The sequence below is a fragment of the Thiorhodococcus minor genome (assembly GCF_010820565.1).
In the GTDB taxonomy this organism is placed as follows: Bacteria; Pseudomonadota; Gammaproteobacteria; order Chromatiales; family Chromatiaceae; genus Thiorhodococcus; species Thiorhodococcus minor.
The window spans coordinates 23,977-40,055 of the sequence record NZ_JAAIJQ010000015.1; the positions used below are offsets into that span (position 1 = coordinate 23,977).

At 65.6% G+C, this 16,079-nt stretch carries 15 protein-coding genes and 1 tRNA gene; 8 read left to right on the top strand and 8 right to left on the bottom strand.

The features are described from left to right. The first annotated feature begins 4 nt into the window (after positions 1 to 4). From G3446_RS06930 to G3446_RS06950, 6 genes are all read left to right on the top strand, one after another. Complete coding sequence (locus G3446_RS06930; protein ID WP_164452038.1) at positions 5 to 379, top strand: hypothetical protein; 375 nt, start codon at positions 5 to 7, stop codon at positions 377 to 379. A gap of 64 nt (positions 380 to 443) precedes the next feature. Next, complete coding sequence (locus tag G3446_RS06935; protein WP_164452039.1) at positions 444 to 1,334, top strand: type 1 periplasmic-binding domain-containing protein; 891 nt, start codon at positions 444 to 446, stop codon at positions 1,332 to 1,334. Then, positions 1,318 to 3,282: an ATP-binding response regulator gene (locus G3446_RS06940; protein WP_164452041.1), complete on the top strand. Its 1,965-nt coding sequence runs from the start codon at positions 1,318 to 1,320 to the stop codon at positions 3,280 to 3,282. Before G3446_RS06935 ends, G3446_RS06940 begins: the two co-directional genes overlap by 17 nt. Positions 3,283 to 3,288: 6 nt before the next feature. Further along, the gene (locus G3446_RS06945) at positions 3,289 to 5,373 is read left to right on the top strand and encodes a TonB-dependent receptor plug domain-containing protein (protein WP_164452043.1); all 2,085 of its coding nucleotides are present in this window, start codon (positions 3,289 to 3,291) and stop codon (positions 5,371 to 5,373) included. 190 nt (positions 5,374 to 5,563) lie between these two features. Next, the gene (locus G3446_RS28640; RefSeq protein ID WP_280818785.1) at positions 5,564 to 5,698 is read left to right on the top strand and encodes a hypothetical protein; all 135 of its coding nucleotides are present in this window, start codon (positions 5,564 to 5,566) and stop codon (positions 5,696 to 5,698) included. Positions 5,699 to 5,765: 67 nt separating this feature from the next. After that, positions 5,766 to 6,794 carry a tyrosine-type recombinase/integrase gene (locus tag G3446_RS06950; protein WP_164452045.1) on the top strand — a complete coding sequence of 343 codons (1,029 nt, stop codon included), beginning with the start codon at positions 5,766 to 5,768 and terminating at the stop codon, positions 6,792 to 6,794. A gap of 5 nt (positions 6,795 to 6,799) precedes the next feature. On the opposite strand, the gene G3446_RS06955 is transcribed toward G3446_RS06950, so the two are convergent. The 5 genes from G3446_RS06955 to G3446_RS27445 form a co-directional block, all read right to left on the bottom strand. Further along, positions 6,800 to 6,875: transfer RNA gene (locus G3446_RS06955), tRNA-Thr, on the bottom strand. 64 nt (positions 6,876 to 6,939) lie between these two features. Then, entirely contained in the window at positions 6,940 to 8,025 is a 1,086-nt protein-coding gene (thiO, locus tag G3446_RS06960) for a glycine oxidase ThiO (RefSeq protein ID WP_164452047.1), read from the bottom strand. A 57-nt stretch (positions 8,026 to 8,082) separates the two neighbouring features. Then, positions 8,083 to 9,033, bottom strand: coding sequence for a 4-hydroxy-3-methylbut-2-enyl diphosphate reductase (ispH, locus tag G3446_RS06965; RefSeq protein ID WP_164452049.1), 951 nt, complete (start codon positions 9,031 to 9,033; stop codon positions 8,083 to 8,085). Between the two features lie 403 nt (positions 9,034 to 9,436). After that, complete coding sequence (locus G3446_RS06970) at positions 9,437 to 9,898, bottom strand: FKBP-type peptidyl-prolyl cis-trans isomerase (RefSeq protein WP_164452051.1); 462 nt, start codon at positions 9,896 to 9,898, stop codon at positions 9,437 to 9,439. 53 nt (positions 9,899 to 9,951) lie between these two features. Then, positions 9,952 to 10,092, bottom strand: coding sequence for a hypothetical protein (locus G3446_RS27445; protein ID WP_167757069.1), 141 nt, complete (start codon positions 10,090 to 10,092; stop codon positions 9,952 to 9,954). Between the two features lie 289 nt (positions 10,093 to 10,381). On the opposite strand from G3446_RS27445, the gene rimO reads away from it, so the two are divergent. Next, a complete protein-coding gene (gene rimO, locus G3446_RS06975; RefSeq protein WP_164452053.1) occupies positions 10,382 to 11,719 on the top strand; it encodes a 30S ribosomal protein S12 methylthiotransferase RimO in 1,338 nt (445 codons plus the stop codon). A gap of 216 nt (positions 11,720 to 11,935) precedes the next feature. Here rimO and G3446_RS06980 read toward each other — a convergent pair whose 3' ends face one another. After that, entirely contained in the window at positions 11,936 to 12,136 is a 201-nt protein-coding gene (locus tag G3446_RS06980; RefSeq protein ID WP_164452055.1) for a YgaP family membrane protein, read from the bottom strand. Between the two features lie 167 nt (positions 12,137 to 12,303). Between G3446_RS06980 and G3446_RS06985 the strand changes: the two genes are divergently transcribed. Continuing rightward, entirely contained in the window at positions 12,304 to 13,929 is a 1,626-nt protein-coding gene (locus G3446_RS06985; protein WP_164452057.1) for a bifunctional aminoglycoside phosphotransferase/ATP-binding protein, read from the top strand. Positions 13,930 to 13,953: 24 nt separating this feature from the next. Here G3446_RS06985 and G3446_RS06990 read toward each other — a convergent pair whose 3' ends face one another. Together G3446_RS06990 and dusA are read right to left on the bottom strand one after the other, a co-directional pair. Continuing rightward, on the bottom strand, positions 13,954 to 14,829 hold the full coding sequence (locus G3446_RS06990; RefSeq protein ID WP_164452059.1) for a DMT family transporter: 876 nt from the start codon (positions 14,827 to 14,829) through the stop codon (positions 13,954 to 13,956). Between the two features lie 76 nt (positions 14,830 to 14,905). Then, positions 14,906 to 15,994: a tRNA dihydrouridine(20/20a) synthase DusA gene (dusA, locus tag G3446_RS06995; protein ID WP_164452061.1), complete on the bottom strand. Its 1,089-nt coding sequence runs from the start codon at positions 15,992 to 15,994 to the stop codon at positions 14,906 to 14,908. Positions 15,995 to 16,079 lie beyond the last annotated feature (85 nt).

The window sequence follows — 16,079 nt, forward strand, 5'->3', positions numbered from 1 at the left end:
TGTCATGCCCACCACCGCTGCCAACGACGTCTACGACCCGGATCTGGCCCTTGCCCGTGCGGGCGGGCGTGCAGAGGTCCGCGACCGGATGCTGATCGGTCTGCTCGACCTCCTGGACGACCCAGCGTGTGGCGGGCGGCTGCTCGCGGTGCAGCGCTACGGCAGCGAGCGCGCCGCTTGCCGAGAGGCGGCACATCGCGCGGCTGGGGTGGCGCGGCAAGCCGCGACGCGGCAGCTCGAAACCCTGCTGCGCGCACTCGAGCAGGCCCTCGAGGCCGGCGACTTGGAGGAGGCCGGGCGTTTGGGAGCTGACCTACCCGCGATCATCGCGGCCGTCTGCAACGCCGTTGCGCATGCCGGGTCATCGGGTTCTGGCTGAGCGGACGTGCAGACGGGAAGGGGAGCATGGTTGCACGATCGACTGGACGAGGAGAGGGCATTGCATGGATGGATTGCGTCAGCTGGTTGTGGTGCTGCTGTGGTTGTTGCTCCCACGCCCCGCGCTGGCGCACGCCTGTGAAGAGGCTGTGCTGATGCTCATCCATCCGGCCGTGGCGTCGGCCTATCAGCCCGTTATCGATCAGCTCGCCGAAGGATTGGCCGAGACTGCAGGGCAGTCCATTGCGGTCTGCGCGCTCAAGGCGCTGAACGCGGGGTCCTGGTCGCGTCCGCCCGGTCAGGTCGTGGCGGTCGGCGCATCCGCCTATTCAGCGGCGGAGCGGGCCTTTCCGCAAGCCCGGGTCTTACCGATCCTGGTCGAGCGCCCGCCTGGGCGCGCACGTGACGGCTTCTCGCGCTTCATCGATCCCGCCCTGCTATTGCAGGGGCTGCGATCCATCGCCCCCAAGACCGAAACGCTGTACTTCATCCACCATCGGGAGGTGCCGGCCGCGTTTCTCGCCCGCGCCCAAGGTGCCGCGGACGCGCTCGGCTTGCGCTGGACTGCGATTGGGGTCGGCGACTTGCGTGAGGCGGCGTTGGCGATCGAGCGTGTCAGACGCGAGGCTGGGCCGACCAGCGCCGTCTGGTTCCATCGCGACGTCCTGGCGCTCAATCCCGACATCCTGGTCCCGCCCATCGTGCGGCGCAGCTGGGAGGTGGGCTTTCCCGTCATCAGTGACGACGCCGATACGGTGGAGCGGGGACTGCTGTTCGCGCTGACCCCGGATTACCGGGCGATTGGTCGGGCAGCGGCCATGCAATTGGGCCAGCCGCGGTCGGGGCTGGTGGACCTGCGTTGGGTCCACCGGGTGCTCAACCCGCGCACCGCGCGCGCCCTTGGACTGGCGGTTCGTCCGAGCGAGGAGACTGGCTTTGATGCCCCCGACGAATGACGCTTCTGTCCCCACTGGGAAATCCTATGGCCGCCAACTCATTGAGGCCTTCCTGGTGATCGCGCTCGTGCTCGGGCTCGCGGTGCCGCTGATCCTCTTCTGGACCGCCTGGCAGCAGGCTCGGCTGTTTAGTCTGAGCACGGCCGAGGAGCTGGCCACTATCCTGGCCGAGGACGCCCGCTATGCGCTGCTGGTGGGCTCGCGGCCGGATGCCGAGGCCCTTGTCGACAGCCTGATCAAGTTTCCCGACCTCACGCACGCGCGGCTTCTGGACGCAGAGGGACGGATCGTGGTCGCACAGTCGGCGGTGGGGCCGCACGCGCAGGCCAATAAGGCCGCAACGGTTGAGGCGCCGGTCGCGGCCGACGCGCAGGGGAGGGCGCCCGCGCTCGACACCAGGACGCCGGATCGAGCGACGGCGTTGGGACGCGTCATCCTGACGGTCTCACTGGACCGTGCGGCCAGCGTGGCACGCGAGACGGCGCAGGCGTCGCTGCTGCAGATCGGGGGCCTGATGCTCCTGCTCGGCGTCGCCGTTGTGCGGCTGTCGCTGCGCATGCTCACGCCGCTCGGGACCCTGGTGCACCACCTGGGCGACCCGCTCGGGACGGCCATTCCGCCAGCGCCTTCGGCGAGTCCGGCCGAGGTGCACCGCCTCTATGCGGCCGTTGGCGCCATGCGGGCACGGCTTGCCGAGAACCAGCGTCAATTGGAGGCCCACGCCGAGGAGCTCGAGGCCAAGGTCGCCGCGCGGACGCAAGCCCTTCGTGCCGCGCGTGATGCCGCCGAGCAGGCCAATCGCGCCAAGACGCTCTTCCTCGCCAATGTGAGCCATGAGCTGCGGACGCCGTTGCAGGCGATCATTCTGCACGCCCGGCTGCTCGAGCGTCAGCGCTCCGGTCCAGATAGCGCGCCGTTGGCCGTGATTCTGCGCGCTTCCAACCAGCTGCTCGCGCTGATTGAGCAGCTCCTCAATCTCGCCAAGGTCGAGTCCGGGCATGCCATCGAGGTGACCTACCAGCGCTTCGCGCTCGGGCCTCTGCTCGAAGAGGTGGTCGCGACGCTCACCCCAACGCTGTCGCGGCGCAATCGGCTCGAGCTGAAGCGGCCCCCTGCGGACATCACCCTGATCAGCGACCGGGGACGGCTGACCCAGGTGCTCTACAACCTGGTGCGCAACGCCGACAAGTTCACCGACGGTGGTGTCATCCAACTCACGTTGGAAGCGGGCGATGCGGGGGAGGCGGTCATTCAGGTCATCGACCAGGGCGTCGGGATACCGCCGGAGGAGCGCGAGCGGATTTTCGAGCCCTTCTACCAGGGCGTCAGTGGCGTGGCGGGCAGCGTGTCCTCCGGCATTGGCCTTGGTCTCTGGCTGAGTCGGCGCATCCTCGAGGCGTTGGGTGGGAACATCCGGGTCCGCAGTGCGCCCGGGGTCGGCAGCTGTTTTCGGATCGCGCTTTCGGTCACGCCAGGGGGTGCGGTCGTCCCGCCCGCGGTGCCTCAACCATCGGATGCCGTGTTGGCTCCCGCTGATCGCTCCGAGCCTCGCGGTCAGCGCCTACTCCTCGCGGAGGACGAGGAAAGCATCCGCGCCCCGCTGGCGCTCTTTCTGCGCGAGGCCGGCTTCGACGTCGACGCCTGTGCCGACGGTACCGCGGCCTTGGCCCTGCTGGATCAACGGCCGAACGCCTACGCCGGCGTGATTCTCGATCACCGCATGCCCGGCTGCCAGGGGCTCGACATCCTGGCGCACCTGCGCGCGTCGGCAACGAAGACCCCCCCGGCCGTGATCCTCACCGGGGACGACCGGGCGCCCCTGCAGGCGGCGATCGCCCGCCTCGGTGCCCACCTGATGGTCAAGCCAGTGCTGCCGGAGCAGCTCATTGCGACCATCGTGAGGCTGATCGAGCAGTCTGCGCAGGCTGATCGCAGCACGCCAGGATGAAGACCCATGACTCGACTCTTGTTTGCCGCCCTCGGCGTCCTCGCCAGCCCTGCGCTGGCCGAATCCTCCGCACAAGCGCTCTTTGGCTCGGAGCGGACCGTGAGCATCGCGACCGGACGCGCGCACCTCTATCGCACGGCGCCTGCCGTTGCCACCGTCATCACGGCCGAGGACATCCGTGACGGCGGCTTTCGCTCCGTCGTCGAGGCGCTGCGGTTGGTGCCCGGCTTCCATCTGGGCTTGACCAATGACTATTCCCCGAACGTCCTGGTGCGCGGTTTCTCAAGTCTTGGCTCGGGCAATCTGCTGGTGCTGCTCGACGGGGTGGCTCAGACAGACCTGATCCTGGGCAACCCACTCAATGTCCTGGGGACCATCCCCATGGATGCCATTGAGCGGATCGAGGTGACAAGGGGGCCGGGCTCCTCGGTGTTCGGCGCGGATGCCTTCTCGGGGGTGGTCAATGTGATCACGCGCAAACGGGTGGACCAGCAGCAGCTCACATTGAGCGGCGGCTCGGAGGGCACGCGTGACGGACGGCTGCTGGTTGGCGCGCACGACGATCGGGCGGATCTGGTCATCAGCGCGGAGGTGATGGACAGCGACGGACATACCCCCAGGATTCGCGCGGATCGGATGTCTGAGATCGATGCCGTGCTTGGGAGCGAATTCTCGCTGGCGCCAAGTCGAGTCAGCACCGACCAAGACAATCTGGGTGTGCTCGCGAATGCGCGTCTTGGGCAGACACGCGCCATGCTGCGCCTCTCGCGCACGACCCAAGGGCTGGGTGCCGGGACACTGGGGGTGATCGATCCGACCGGCGCGCGCACCCTGGAGACGGTCGAGGGACGCCTTGCGCGCGAGGTCCGGTTCAGCCAGCGGCTCGCGCTCACCCTGCAACTGGATGCTGCGCAGACGCGCTTGGACCTGGACGACGTGACCTGGTTTCCCGTATCGGGGCTCTTCTCCGACGGTTTGCAGTTCGACGCCTCGGCCGAGCAGGAGACTTGGCGCCTTCGCGCGGATCTCCGCTATGCGGCGACGGATCGGCATTTCATCACGGTCGGCTTGGGCGTCGAGCAGATCCGTTACGCGGTGGATGCGCTGGAGCTGAGCGGGCTGGCGTCTGCCGTCGCGGGCTTGGGGAGCCTCTCCGGCACGGGTGCGGCACTCAGTGCGTCGATGCTCAGTGATCCGCTGACCGGCTATGCGAGCGGGCTGGCACAGCTCCTGTCTGCCGCTGCGACGGGGGACGACGACGATGGCCATCGTCGGCTCTCATGGGTGTACGTGCAAGACGAGTGGCTGGTTGCTCCGAAATGGTCGCTGACCTGGGGCGCACGGCTCGACGACTACACGGACGTCGGCACGCAGGTCAGCCCGCGCGCGGTGCTGGTCTGGACGCCGCTGCCGGAATGGACCGCAAAGGTGCTTTATGGCGAGGGTTTTCGCGCGCCGACGCTGCTGGAGACGCAGAACGGCCTGTCACCCGTCTATCTGGCGAACGCCGAGCTTGAATCCGAGCGCCTGCGTACCTTCGAGCTGGCACTCCAGTATCAGCCCCATCCCGATCTGGCGCTCGGGCTGAATCTCTTCCGCCACGAGACGGTGGATCAGATTCGTCACCAGAATCGCACCCTCTACGCCGAGGCCGAGAACGTCGGTCACCAGGTCGGCCAGGGCGGCGAGCTCGAGGCGCGCTGGGCACCCTCGCGCAACCTGCTGCTGCGTGGCTGGTACGCCTACCAGTACAACACGGACGAAACGACGGGGGAGGACGCCGGCTACAGCCCGCACCACCGGTTCTATGGTGCGCTGCAGGTTCGCCGAGGCCGGACCTTCTTCAATCTCCAGGGGATGTACGTCGGCGACCGCGCCCGCGTGGCGGAAGATACGCGCGACGAAGCACCTGAATACGGCCAGCTCGACCTGCTCATCCGTCATGACCTGACCAAGCAGGTCTCCCTGCAGCTCGACATCCGCAACCTCCTGAACGGCAATCTGGAGGAGGCCTCGGCCGGGACCTCGTTGCCGCAGGATCTGCCGTTGGCGAGCCGGACGTTCTATGGGTCGATCGAAGTGCGGTTCTAGACAGGAATGCACCTCACTGGGCAGCGATTCTTCCCAACTCGTATCGTCTTAGGTCGCGGATTTCGTTATCCGATCGTGCGCACGGTCGGTTTAAGCGAAAGTTGTGGCGCTGAATTCGCTCATCGAGCTTATGCCTTGCAGCTTGCGCCTGTCGCGCTGGCGTGGCAACACCGATTTGAGCACCTAGCGCATGAGAAAGCTTGAGATTACAAAGGCCGCGGCCTTCCTGCAGATGGGCTCGGATATGCTACGAGAGCGGGCGGTTGCTGGCGAACTTCCGGACGCCAAGCCCAGCAAGACGCGCGTTTTCTGCAAGAAGACCTAGCCGCGGGGTCGCGTTCTTTGTACGCTGATCCTGCGCGAGCGGCAGAGCCGAGCAGGAGGATCAACACATGCTCTACCGCCGAAAGAACAGCCGTTGCTGGTGGGTTCGCTTCACCACACCAGACGGCAAGGAAATACGACGAAGCACTGGCACGGAGGACAAGAAAGACGCCGAAGAGTTCGAGGCGAAGCTGAAGCAGGAGCTTTGGCGGGTTGCCCGGTTGGGGGAAAAGCCCAAGCGCACATGGCAAGAAGCGGTAGTCCGATGGTTAGAAGAGACTGAGCACAAGGCGAGCCGGCAGGACGATATCAACCTACTCCGCTGGCTTGACTCACACCTCGGGTCCCTCTTTCTCAATGACATTACCACGGACAAGATCGACCAAGTGGCACGTGCTCGAAGTGGAACAGCGCCAGCAACCAAGAACCGCATGGTTGCACTGATCCGCGCCATATTGCGACGTGCCGAACGTCAGTGGGGCTGGATCGATCGGGCGCCGTCTGTGCGGACTTATGCCGAGCCGGGCTTACGCATTCGCTGGCTTACCCGTGACGAAGCCGACCGACTGCTGAAGGAATTGCCCGAGCACTTGGCCGACATGGCGCGGTTCACGCTGGCTACGGGACTGCGGCGCGCCAATGTTACCGGGCTGGAATGGGGGCAGGTCGATCTCAGCCGCCGGGTGGCCTGGATTCATCCTGATCAGGCAAAAGCCCGACGGGCGATCGGGGTGCCGCTAAACAACGATGCCGTGCTGGTTCTTCGGCCCTGGATCGGGCGCCATGATCGCTGGGTGTTCACGTACAAAGGGAATCGGATAACCCAGGTTTCAACAGCTGCATGGTACAAGGCACTGGAGCGCGCCGGTATCGAGGATTTTCGCTGGCACGATCTCCGGCACACCTGGGCATCCTGGCACGTTCAGGAAGGAACTCCGCTTCAGGATTTGATGCAGCTTGGGGGTTGGTCGAGCTATGACATGGTGCTCAGATATGCGCACTTAGCGCCTGAGCACTTGGCCGAGCACGCGGCACGCATCGAACGTTCCCGCACATTAACCGGCACACCGTCGAAGCCTGAAACGATAAGCCATTGATTTTATGGAGCCGATGAGCGGATTCGAACCGCTGACCCACGCATTACGAATGCGTTGCTCTACCAACTGAGCTACATCGGCAGCTAAGCCTGTCATGGTACCGAAGCGGGTCTCGATTCTCAACCCATTGCAGTTGCGCGTTGGCTCAGCGAGGCGCATTCAGGGCGTAGGGGCTGGGGTCTAGGATGGGGGTGTGGTCGAGTGCCAGGTCGGCGATGAGGCGGGCGGAGGCGGGTCCGGTCACCAGGCCGTTGCGGTAGTGGCCGGCGTTGAAGTAGAGCCCTGATATCCCCGGGTAGGGGCCGATGTAGGGGATGCCGCTTGGCGACCCCGGCCGCAGGCCGGCCCAGTGGTCCTCGATCGGGGTGCGTTTGAGCACGGGGAAGAGGTCCACGGCATTCCTGTAGAGCGCCTCTTTGTCTTCCGCCGTCGTGCTCTTGGAGAAGCCGGCGTGCTCGATGGTGCTGCCGAAGAGGACGCGTCCATCCCGGCGCGGGATGGCGTAGTGACTGTCGCGCAGGGTGATATGGCTGATCTGTCCGGGCTTGCCGTAGAAGAGAATCATTTGGCCGCGCACCGGCTTGATCTCGGGCTTGTTGTCGAGCTGCTCGAGCAGCTTGGCGGTCCAGGCCCCGGCGCAGACGATGGTTTGCTCGGCCTCGATGCGGCCCTTCGGCGTGCGCACGCCGATCGCGCGGTCGCCGTCGATGAGCAGCTCCAGGACTTCCTCGCGCTCGCGCAGCTGGATGCGCTTCTCCAGATAGCGGCGTACGGCCTTGGACAGGCGCGGCGTGCGCAGCTGCCGGATCTCGGGAAAGCGCAGGGCGCACTCGGGCGCTAGGCCGAGCTCGGGCTCGATCTGGTGGAGTCTGCCCCTGTCGAGGATTTCCAGGGGCTGGCCGAAGCGCTCGCTCCAGCCGCGGGCGAGGTCGCGCTCCGCGCTGTCCAAGATCAGCATGCCGCTCTTGGTCAGCTCGGGATCCACCCCGGTGGTGTCGAGGAGCTCGGTCGTCAGGCCGGGATAGACCTTCTGGCTCCAGCTCGCCAGGAGCGTTACGGCATCAGGGGATTGCCAAGGATAGAGCGGCGAGAGAATTCCGCCGCCCGCCCAGGAGGACTCGCGGCCGGTCTGCCCCATCTCGACGAGCGTTACCTCGGCTCCCGCGGTCATCAGCTCTTTCGCCGTCAGCAGTCCGATGATGCCGCCACCGATGACTAGCACTTCGCTCATAACAAGAACCTGGGGAGGGTGGCCGATGGTGGCGCTTGCCCGTTCGCGAGCTCGCGATCAGGCCGGGGCCTCGTCTGTATCCTGGGCGAGCTCGCGCGGCAGCGGGAAGACGACCTGCTCGCGAATGCCCGCCTGCTCCTCGACGTGCTCCGCGCCCCATTCCTTCAGCTGGGCGACCACACGCTCGACTAGGACCTCTGGCGCGGATGCACCCGCAGTCAGGCCGATGCGCTTGGCATCCGCGAGCCAGTCCTGCTGCATGTCTTGAGGTCCGTCGATGAGGTAGGCCCTGCAGCCCTGCCGCTCGGCAAGCTCGCGCAGCCGGTTTGAGTTCGAGCTGTTGGGCGAGCCGACGACGAAGAGCAGCTCGGAGCGCGCCGCGAGATCGCGCACGGCGTCCTGGCGATTCTGCGTGGCATAGCAGATGTCGCTCTTCTTCGGACCCTGGATGTCGGGGAATCGGGCCTGCAGCGCGGCGATGATCTCTCGGCTGTCGTCCATGGAGAGGGTCGTCTGGGTGACGTAGGCGAGACGCGTGGGATCGGGGACCGCGATCGTCTCGACATCCTTCGCCGTTTCGACGAGCTGGATGCTGCCGGCACCCGAGCACTGCCCGAGGGTCCCCTCCACCTCTGGGTGACCCCGGTGGCCGATGAGGATGACGGACATCCCGTTCTTGCAGTGACGCGCGACCTCGAGGTGGACCTTGGTGACGAGCGGGCAGGTCGCATCGAAGAGGCGAAGCGCTCTCGCCTCCGCCGCCTGACGGACGCTCTGAGGGACACCATGGGCGCTGAAGACCAGGGTGGCCCCGTCCGGCACGTCCGCAAGGTCCTCGATGAAGATGGCGCCGCGCTCGCGCAGTCCGTCGACCACGAATTTGTTGTGGACGACCTCATGGCGCACATAGATCGGGGCGCCATAGATCTCCAGCACGCGCTCCACGATAGCGATGGCGCGATCGACGCCGGCACAGAATCCACGGGGGTTGGCAAGGCTGATGTTCATAGTCGCAAAGGATAGGGAAAGCGGGTTGGTGGAAACAGATGGCGTGATTGGGGTTTTGTATGGTGATTGGTGTTCTTGCGGCGGCTGACCGAAGGCGCAGGGGCTCGACCAACTGGGATTCGCTTTGCCCTCGCGAATGCCCATGCGCCTAGCTCCAAGTCTTACGCCAAGCTGCGATCCCATCATTGATGCGGGCAGCATCATTGCTGGGAGTGTCGGCCTCCAGGCCGACGCCTGTTGACCTGGAGGTCAAGACTCCGAGCTTGGCCCGTTGTTGCGCTGTTGGAGTTGCGGAGCCTCAGCGTCAGGGGCTCGCGGGACAGTGCCGCGGAGGCGCGCACAGCGGGGGACGCCCCACGGCAATCTACCCTGCGGCTATCGCCTTGTCACACCGGGCTGGCTGTCATGCCGGGTCTGTCAGCAGCTTTAGGCGCAGCGTCAGTCGCTGCCGGCAAAAGGGGTGATTGAAGTCGACCTGCACGCGCTCCCCGTCGACGGCAAGCACGGTGCCTGTCGTTTCGTGGCCGCCCGGGATGGTGAAGTAGATGACCGCGCCTGGTGTCGGCTCGGCATGGGGAGGAAAGTCGCTCCGCTTCATCCAGTGACGGTTCGCTTCGTCATAGGGTCCGAAGAGATCCGGACCCTCGGCAATGATGGTCGTCTCGACGCCGGGACTCAGGTCGTGCAAGCGGGACTCGAGGGCGGGCGCCACCGTGCCGTCGCCAATGCGCCAGACCAGTGGCTCGTCGTCGAAGGTCGATAGCGCGACGGTGCCGTCGTCCAGGCGGGCCTCGAGGTGAAGCCGGATTTCGCGGTTGAGCCGCGCGTCACGGCGGCTAGCCGGAGGCTTCGCGGGTATGCTCATCTGCAAGGAGTCTCGGCACCTCTGGATTCGGTCCCGATCGGTCTCGGCATCGCCTAGACGAGCAGCTCCTGCGTCACGAAGAGATAGCCGAGGGAGATGGCGACGACCGCGATCGCGACATAGGGGAGTAGAATGCAGATGCCTGGCAGATCGTTGCAGACTTTACTGTATTTGCACAGCGTACAGTTCTTCATACCCCGTCCTTCCTCAGTCTTGCGCTCAAGCTCCGCTGCTGGAGAGAAGCCCCAGGTGTCGGCTAGCGAATAACCCCGCTGCCGAGGAGGGGTATCCTCACTCAGATGCCGTCAGTAATCAATGCGTTTCTTATATTCTGACGATTGCAGCAAAGGCCATGCGTGGGATGGTGATCTCTGATGATTGCGTGCCCGAGGCGGACCCGACTGGGGCGGCGCTAGGCGATGCTAACAACCCCGATCTGGATGATCCGCGCGTGATCAGCCAAGAGAGACAGCAGGTGATCCAATGACCCAGCTTCAATCCGGCTCCGAGCTCCCTCGTGTCGGTTTCGTCAGCCTCGGCTGCCCAAAGGCGACCGTCGACTCCGAGCGCATTCTGACTCAGCTGCGTGCCGAGGGCTACGCGATTCAGTCGAGCTACCTTGGTGCCGACCTGGTCATCGTCAATACCTGCGGCTTCATCGATGCGGCGGTGGACGAATCACTGTCTGCGATCGGCGAGGCGCTGTCCGAGAACGGCCGCGTGATCGTGACGGGCTGCCTGGGTGCGCGGGCCGAGCTGGTACGCCGCGAGCATCCGGAGGTTCTGGCGGTCACGGGGCCGCATGCCTTGCCTGAAGTGATGGACGCCGTGCACGCGCGCCTGCCGGCACCGCATGATCCCTTCACCAGCCTGATCCCGCCGCAGGGGGTGCGGCTGACGCCGCCGCATCTTGCCTATCTGAAGATCTCCGAGGGGTGCAATCACAGCTGCAGCTTCTGCATTATCCCGAGCTTGCGCGGGGACCTCGTGAGCCGCGGGATCGGCGATGTGCTCGATGAGGCGCAACAGCTGGTCGACGCTGGCGTGCGCGAGCTCTTGGTGGTCTCGCAGGACACCAGCGCCTATGGCCTCGATCTGCGGCATCGGCCGGATTTCTGGGGCGGCCGCCCCTTGAAGACGCACATCACCGAGCTGGCGAGCGCGCTCGGCGAGCTCCCGGCCTGGACGCGGCTCCACTACGTCTATCCCTATCCCCACGTCGATGCGCTCATTCCCCTCATGGCGGAAGGGCGCATCCTGCCCTATCTGGACATGCCCTTGCAGCACGGCAGCGAGCGGGTGCTCAAGGCGATGCGGCGCCCGGCCGCGACCGAGAAGGTCCTGGAGCGTCTCGCGCGCTGGCGGGCCGACTGCCCGGAGCTGGTCCTGCGCAGCACCTTCATCGTCGGATTTCCCGGCGAGACGGATGCGGACTTCGAAAACCTGCTCGACTTCCTCCGTGAGGCGCGCCTCGACCGGGTGGGCTGCTTCAGCTATTCGCCCGTCGCCGGCGCCACGGCCAATGCACTTCCAGACCAGGTCCCCGAGGCGGTCAAGGAGGAGCGGCGCGAGCGCTTCATGGCCGTTCAGGCGGAGATCAGCCGCGAGAAGCTGGCCGAGCGTGTCGGTCAGCGCCTGACCGTGCTGGTCGACGCGGTCGAGGAGGATGCCATCATCGCCCGCAGCTACGCGGACGCACCCGAGATCGACGGCGAGGTGATCATTCCCGGAGCCTGGGAGATCGACGTGGGCGATTTCATCGAGGTCGAGGTCACGGAATCAGGAGACCACGATCTTTGGGCAAGCCCGGTGGATGACTGAGGAAGGACGCTGAGCGGCAGTCTGAATACGGCGATCACCCGTCCTGTAGGGGCGAATTCATTCGCCTTCTCGCCAGCGCTAAGGGCGGCTAAAGTCGCCCGGACGAGGTTCCTCAGGCGGCCTCCGAGTGCTGCGCCGAGAGGGAAAACACCTCGTTGGGTCCGAGGCGGGCGCTTGACGCCTGCGCGGCCCCGTCTCCGGGGCCGCGCAGGCGGATCAGAAGGCCGGACCGCTCTCCTTACCCACCTTGCGCAAGATGAGCGCGAGCGGACAGAAGCCGGTGAAGGCCGACTGGAAGAGGTTGGCGCCGACGAAGGCGGTGAACCACAGCCAATAGGGGCTCACGAAGTAGGCGAGTCCGACGGAGATAAGGATGAAGGCGCCGGCGACGGCGAAAACGATGCGTTCGATTGTCATGGAATTCTCTACACTTAGATGGTGATAATGCGTTAACACACAGATCATACTCAGCACGGCCAGCCTTGTTCAACACGGCCGGCACTCCCTGAGCCTTGGTCGTTCATGGGCCGACACGACGACGCGCTAGCGGTCGCTTGGCCAAGCAGATTCGGACGGCGGTAACCATGGCAGACGATGCGCTTGCCCTCCTGCTCGCAGGTCTGAAACGTCCGGAGGCCTATCCCAACCCGGTCGATGTCGTCGAGCACATCGAGACCCATATTTCCCACATCTTGCTGGCTGGCGACTTCGCCTACAAGCTGAAGAAGCCGATCAACCTGGGCTTCCTGGATTTCTCGACCGCCGAGCGGCGCCGGCATTGCTGTGACGAAGAGCTGAGACTCAACCGGCGGCTCGCCCCTTCGACCTATCTCGATGTCGTCCCGGTTACGGGCTCGCCCGAGCAGCCTCGAATCGGCGGGGCGGGGCCCGTGCTGGATCATGTGGTGCGCATGCGCCGTTTTCCGCAGGCTGCCTTGTTGGATCGCCGCCCGCTGTCACGCGATCTCATGTGTCGACTGGCCGAGCTGGTCGCCGATTTTCACGCCGAGATCCCGGTCGCTGAAGCCGATACGGACTTTGGCACGCCCGACGCCGTGCTCGAGCCAATGCTCGAGAACCTGCGCCAGGTGCGCGCGCGCGTTGCCGTGCCCGAGAACCGTCAGCGGCTCGACCGGCTCGCAGCCTGGACGCGGAAACGCTTCGTCGAGCTGACGCCGCTCATCGAGGGCCGGCGCAGGGATGGCTTCGTGCGCGAATGCCACGGCGATATGCACCGCGGGAACATCGCGCTCGTCGGCGAGCGGATCATCATCTTCGACGCCATCGAATTCAATCCCTATCTGCGCTGGATCGACACGGCGAGCGAGATCGCCTTTTTGGTCATGGATCTCGAGCAGGCCGGCGCCACCGAGCAGGCCCAGACCTTTCTCAACCGCTATCTCGAGCGCAGCGGCGACTATGGCGCGCTCGCCGTGCTCGACTTCTACAAGGTCTATCGTGCCATGGTGCGCTCCAAGGTCCAGGCGATCCGGCTCGGGCAACCGGATCTCGACGCGGAGGGCGAGCGCGAGGTTCGTGCCTTGTGCAGCCATTATCTCGGCCTCGCCGAGTCCTATACCCAAGGCCGCCGCCCGCGGCTGCTCATCGCCTGCGGGCTGTCCGGCTCGGGCAAGAGCCGTCTGTCGCGCCGGCTGCGGGAGGCGCTGCCGATGGTTCATCTGCGCTCCGATCTGGAGCGCAAGCGGCTCTTCGGCCTGCATGAGCTGGCGCGCACGGCGACTCGGATGGATCGGGGCATCTATTTTCCGGACGCCACGAACTGGACCTACGACAGGCTGCATCGGCTCGCCGATCAGGTGCTGTCGAGCGGCTACGACTGTCTCGTCGACGCGACCTTCATCGCGCGGGATCGCCGCAGGCGTTTTCAGGCGCTGGCACGCCGGCACCATGCCGGTTTTGGCATTCTGGCGCTGGACGCGCCCCTCGATGTGCTGCGCGAGCGTGTGAAGCGGCGCCTGGCCCGCGGTCGCGATGCCTCTGAGGCAACGCTCGATGTCCTGGAGCGCCAGCACGCGGGCAGGCAGTGTCTCAGCGACGCCGAGCTCAGCCACGCCGTGCGTGTGGATACCAGCCAAGAGCCCTCGCTGCCCGACTTGTTGGCGAGCATCGAGGCCATTCTCGATCGACAAGAGGCGCCGCGCGACGACGCGGCGGATGCCTCCGAAGCCAAGGTCTGCGACTACGGCTGATGCCCGTCGGTCCGGGCGGCCTCGCTAGATCAGGATCAGCGCGACCCCGGATAGCATGATGATGCCGGCGGGCAGCCGTGCCGCCAGGTTCTTCTCCTTGAAGATCAAGGCCCCGTAGAGGATGCCGAAGAGCAGGCTGGTGCGCTTCACCGAGACCATGTAGGCGACCTCGACTTGCTTCACGGCCAGAAAGTGGGTGAAGACCATTGCGGACATGAGCGCACCCACGGCGATCACGCCCCAGGCGCGCTCGGCCAGCTTGAGGAGCATCCGGGGGCGCGGCAGGACGACGGCAGCGAAGACCGCGATCCCGAGCAGCCCGAAATAGAGGGCGCCGAAGGATTCCGCCGGCACGTACTGCATGGCGCCCTTTCCGAGCGTGGCCGTCACCCCATAGATGGCCGCGACCCCCAGCATCATGCGCGAGCCGCGCTCGCGAACGATGGCGGTCAAGGGCGCCAGCCAGGTGCGCCACTGTCCCATGCGTGCATGGGTGCTGTTGAGCAGCCAGGCGCCGGCCACCACAAGGAAGATACCCGCGGCGCCCTTGGCGGAGACCTGCTCGCCCAGCAGCCCCCAGGCGATCCCGATGACGAAGACTGGCGAGAAGGCCAGATAGGGAACCGTCAGCGACAAGGGGTAGTCGCGAATGGCGGTCATGTAGAGCAGCATCGCCGCGAGCTCCAGCGGGACGAGGATGGCGATCCACAGCCAGAAGGCCGCCGGCAGCTCGGTGATTGGCGGCATGCCGGCCAGCAGCGGGGTCATCAGAAGCCCCGGAATGCAGAAGCGCACGACCAGAAGCTCGATGGCCGACAGCCCTTGGAGCCAGGCCTTGGTTGCCGCGTCCGCGCTGGCCAGGCTCAGCGCACAGAGTAGCGAGAGGGTGATCCAGCTCAATGATGGGCGTCCTGGTGAGCCAGAAGCAGGCAGTTGGTCCGGCGCACGGGCTGGCTTCGACCGCCAGAGACTGTGCTCAGGGCGCGTCTTTCGGCGAGTCAGCTGGCAATGTCAAGGGGCGCGGTGGTGCGATGACGTCGATGCCGGCACCTGGGCGATGGGCATTCTCGCTGATGCGTCGTCGCCAGGCCTTGGCGCCGGGCTGGCCTTGGAAGAGCCCCAGCAGATGGCGGCTCATGGCGCTCAAGGGCACGCCGTCCGCGAGCTGGCGCTCGGCATAGGGCAGGAACTGCTCGAGCACCTCTTGGCGCGTCGGGATAGGGTCGTCGTCGCCGAAGATGATGCGGTCCGCATGCGCCAGCATCCAGGGGTTCTGGTAGGCCTCGCGCCCGATCATGACGCCGTCGAGGTCGCCCAAGAAAGCGGTCGCCTGCTCGAGGGTCTTGATGCCGCCGTTGATCGCCAGACATAGATCCGGGAAGTCGCGTCTGAGCTGGCGCACGACGTCATAGCGCAACGGCGGGATGTCGCGATTCTCCTTGGGACTCAGCCCCTTCAGCCAGGCCTTGCGGGCATGGACGATGATCGCGTCGCAGCCGACCTGGGCGAGCGCACCGATGAAGTCCACCAGCTCCCCGTAACTGTCTCTGTCGTCGATCCCGATGCGGCACTTCACCGTCACTGGCAGGCTGACCGCATCCTTCATCGCCGCGACGCAGTCCGCGACCACAGCGGGCTCCGCCATCAGGCAGGCGCCGAAGCGCCCGTTCTGAACCCGGTCGGAGGGGCAGCCGACGTTGACATTGATCTCGTCATAGCCCCAATCCGCCCCCATGCGCGCGCAGGTCGCCATGTCTTTCGGATCCGATCCGCCGAGCTGGAGCGCGACCGGGTGCTCCGCCGGATCGAAGCGCAAGAAGCGGTTGCGGTCTCCGTGGATGAGCGCGCCTGTGGTGATCATCTCCGAGTAGAGCAGGGTGTGTCGGCTGATCAAGCGCAGGAAATACCGGCAGTGGCGATCCGTCCAATCCAACATCGGGGCTACGGACAGGCGCCTGTCTAGCTGTCCTGTCTGTGATTTTGTGCCAGCGGCTGGATTCTCTGGTCTTCCGCGCGTCTCGCGGAGGTCTTGGTTCGTCATCGTTTGGTCGTGCTCGGAAGCCATTTCCTAGGCGATTGCCGGAAGTTCGTCTACCAGGTGGCGTCAAGACAAGCCAGATGGGATGAGAGTTGACAGAAATCGCCTTACC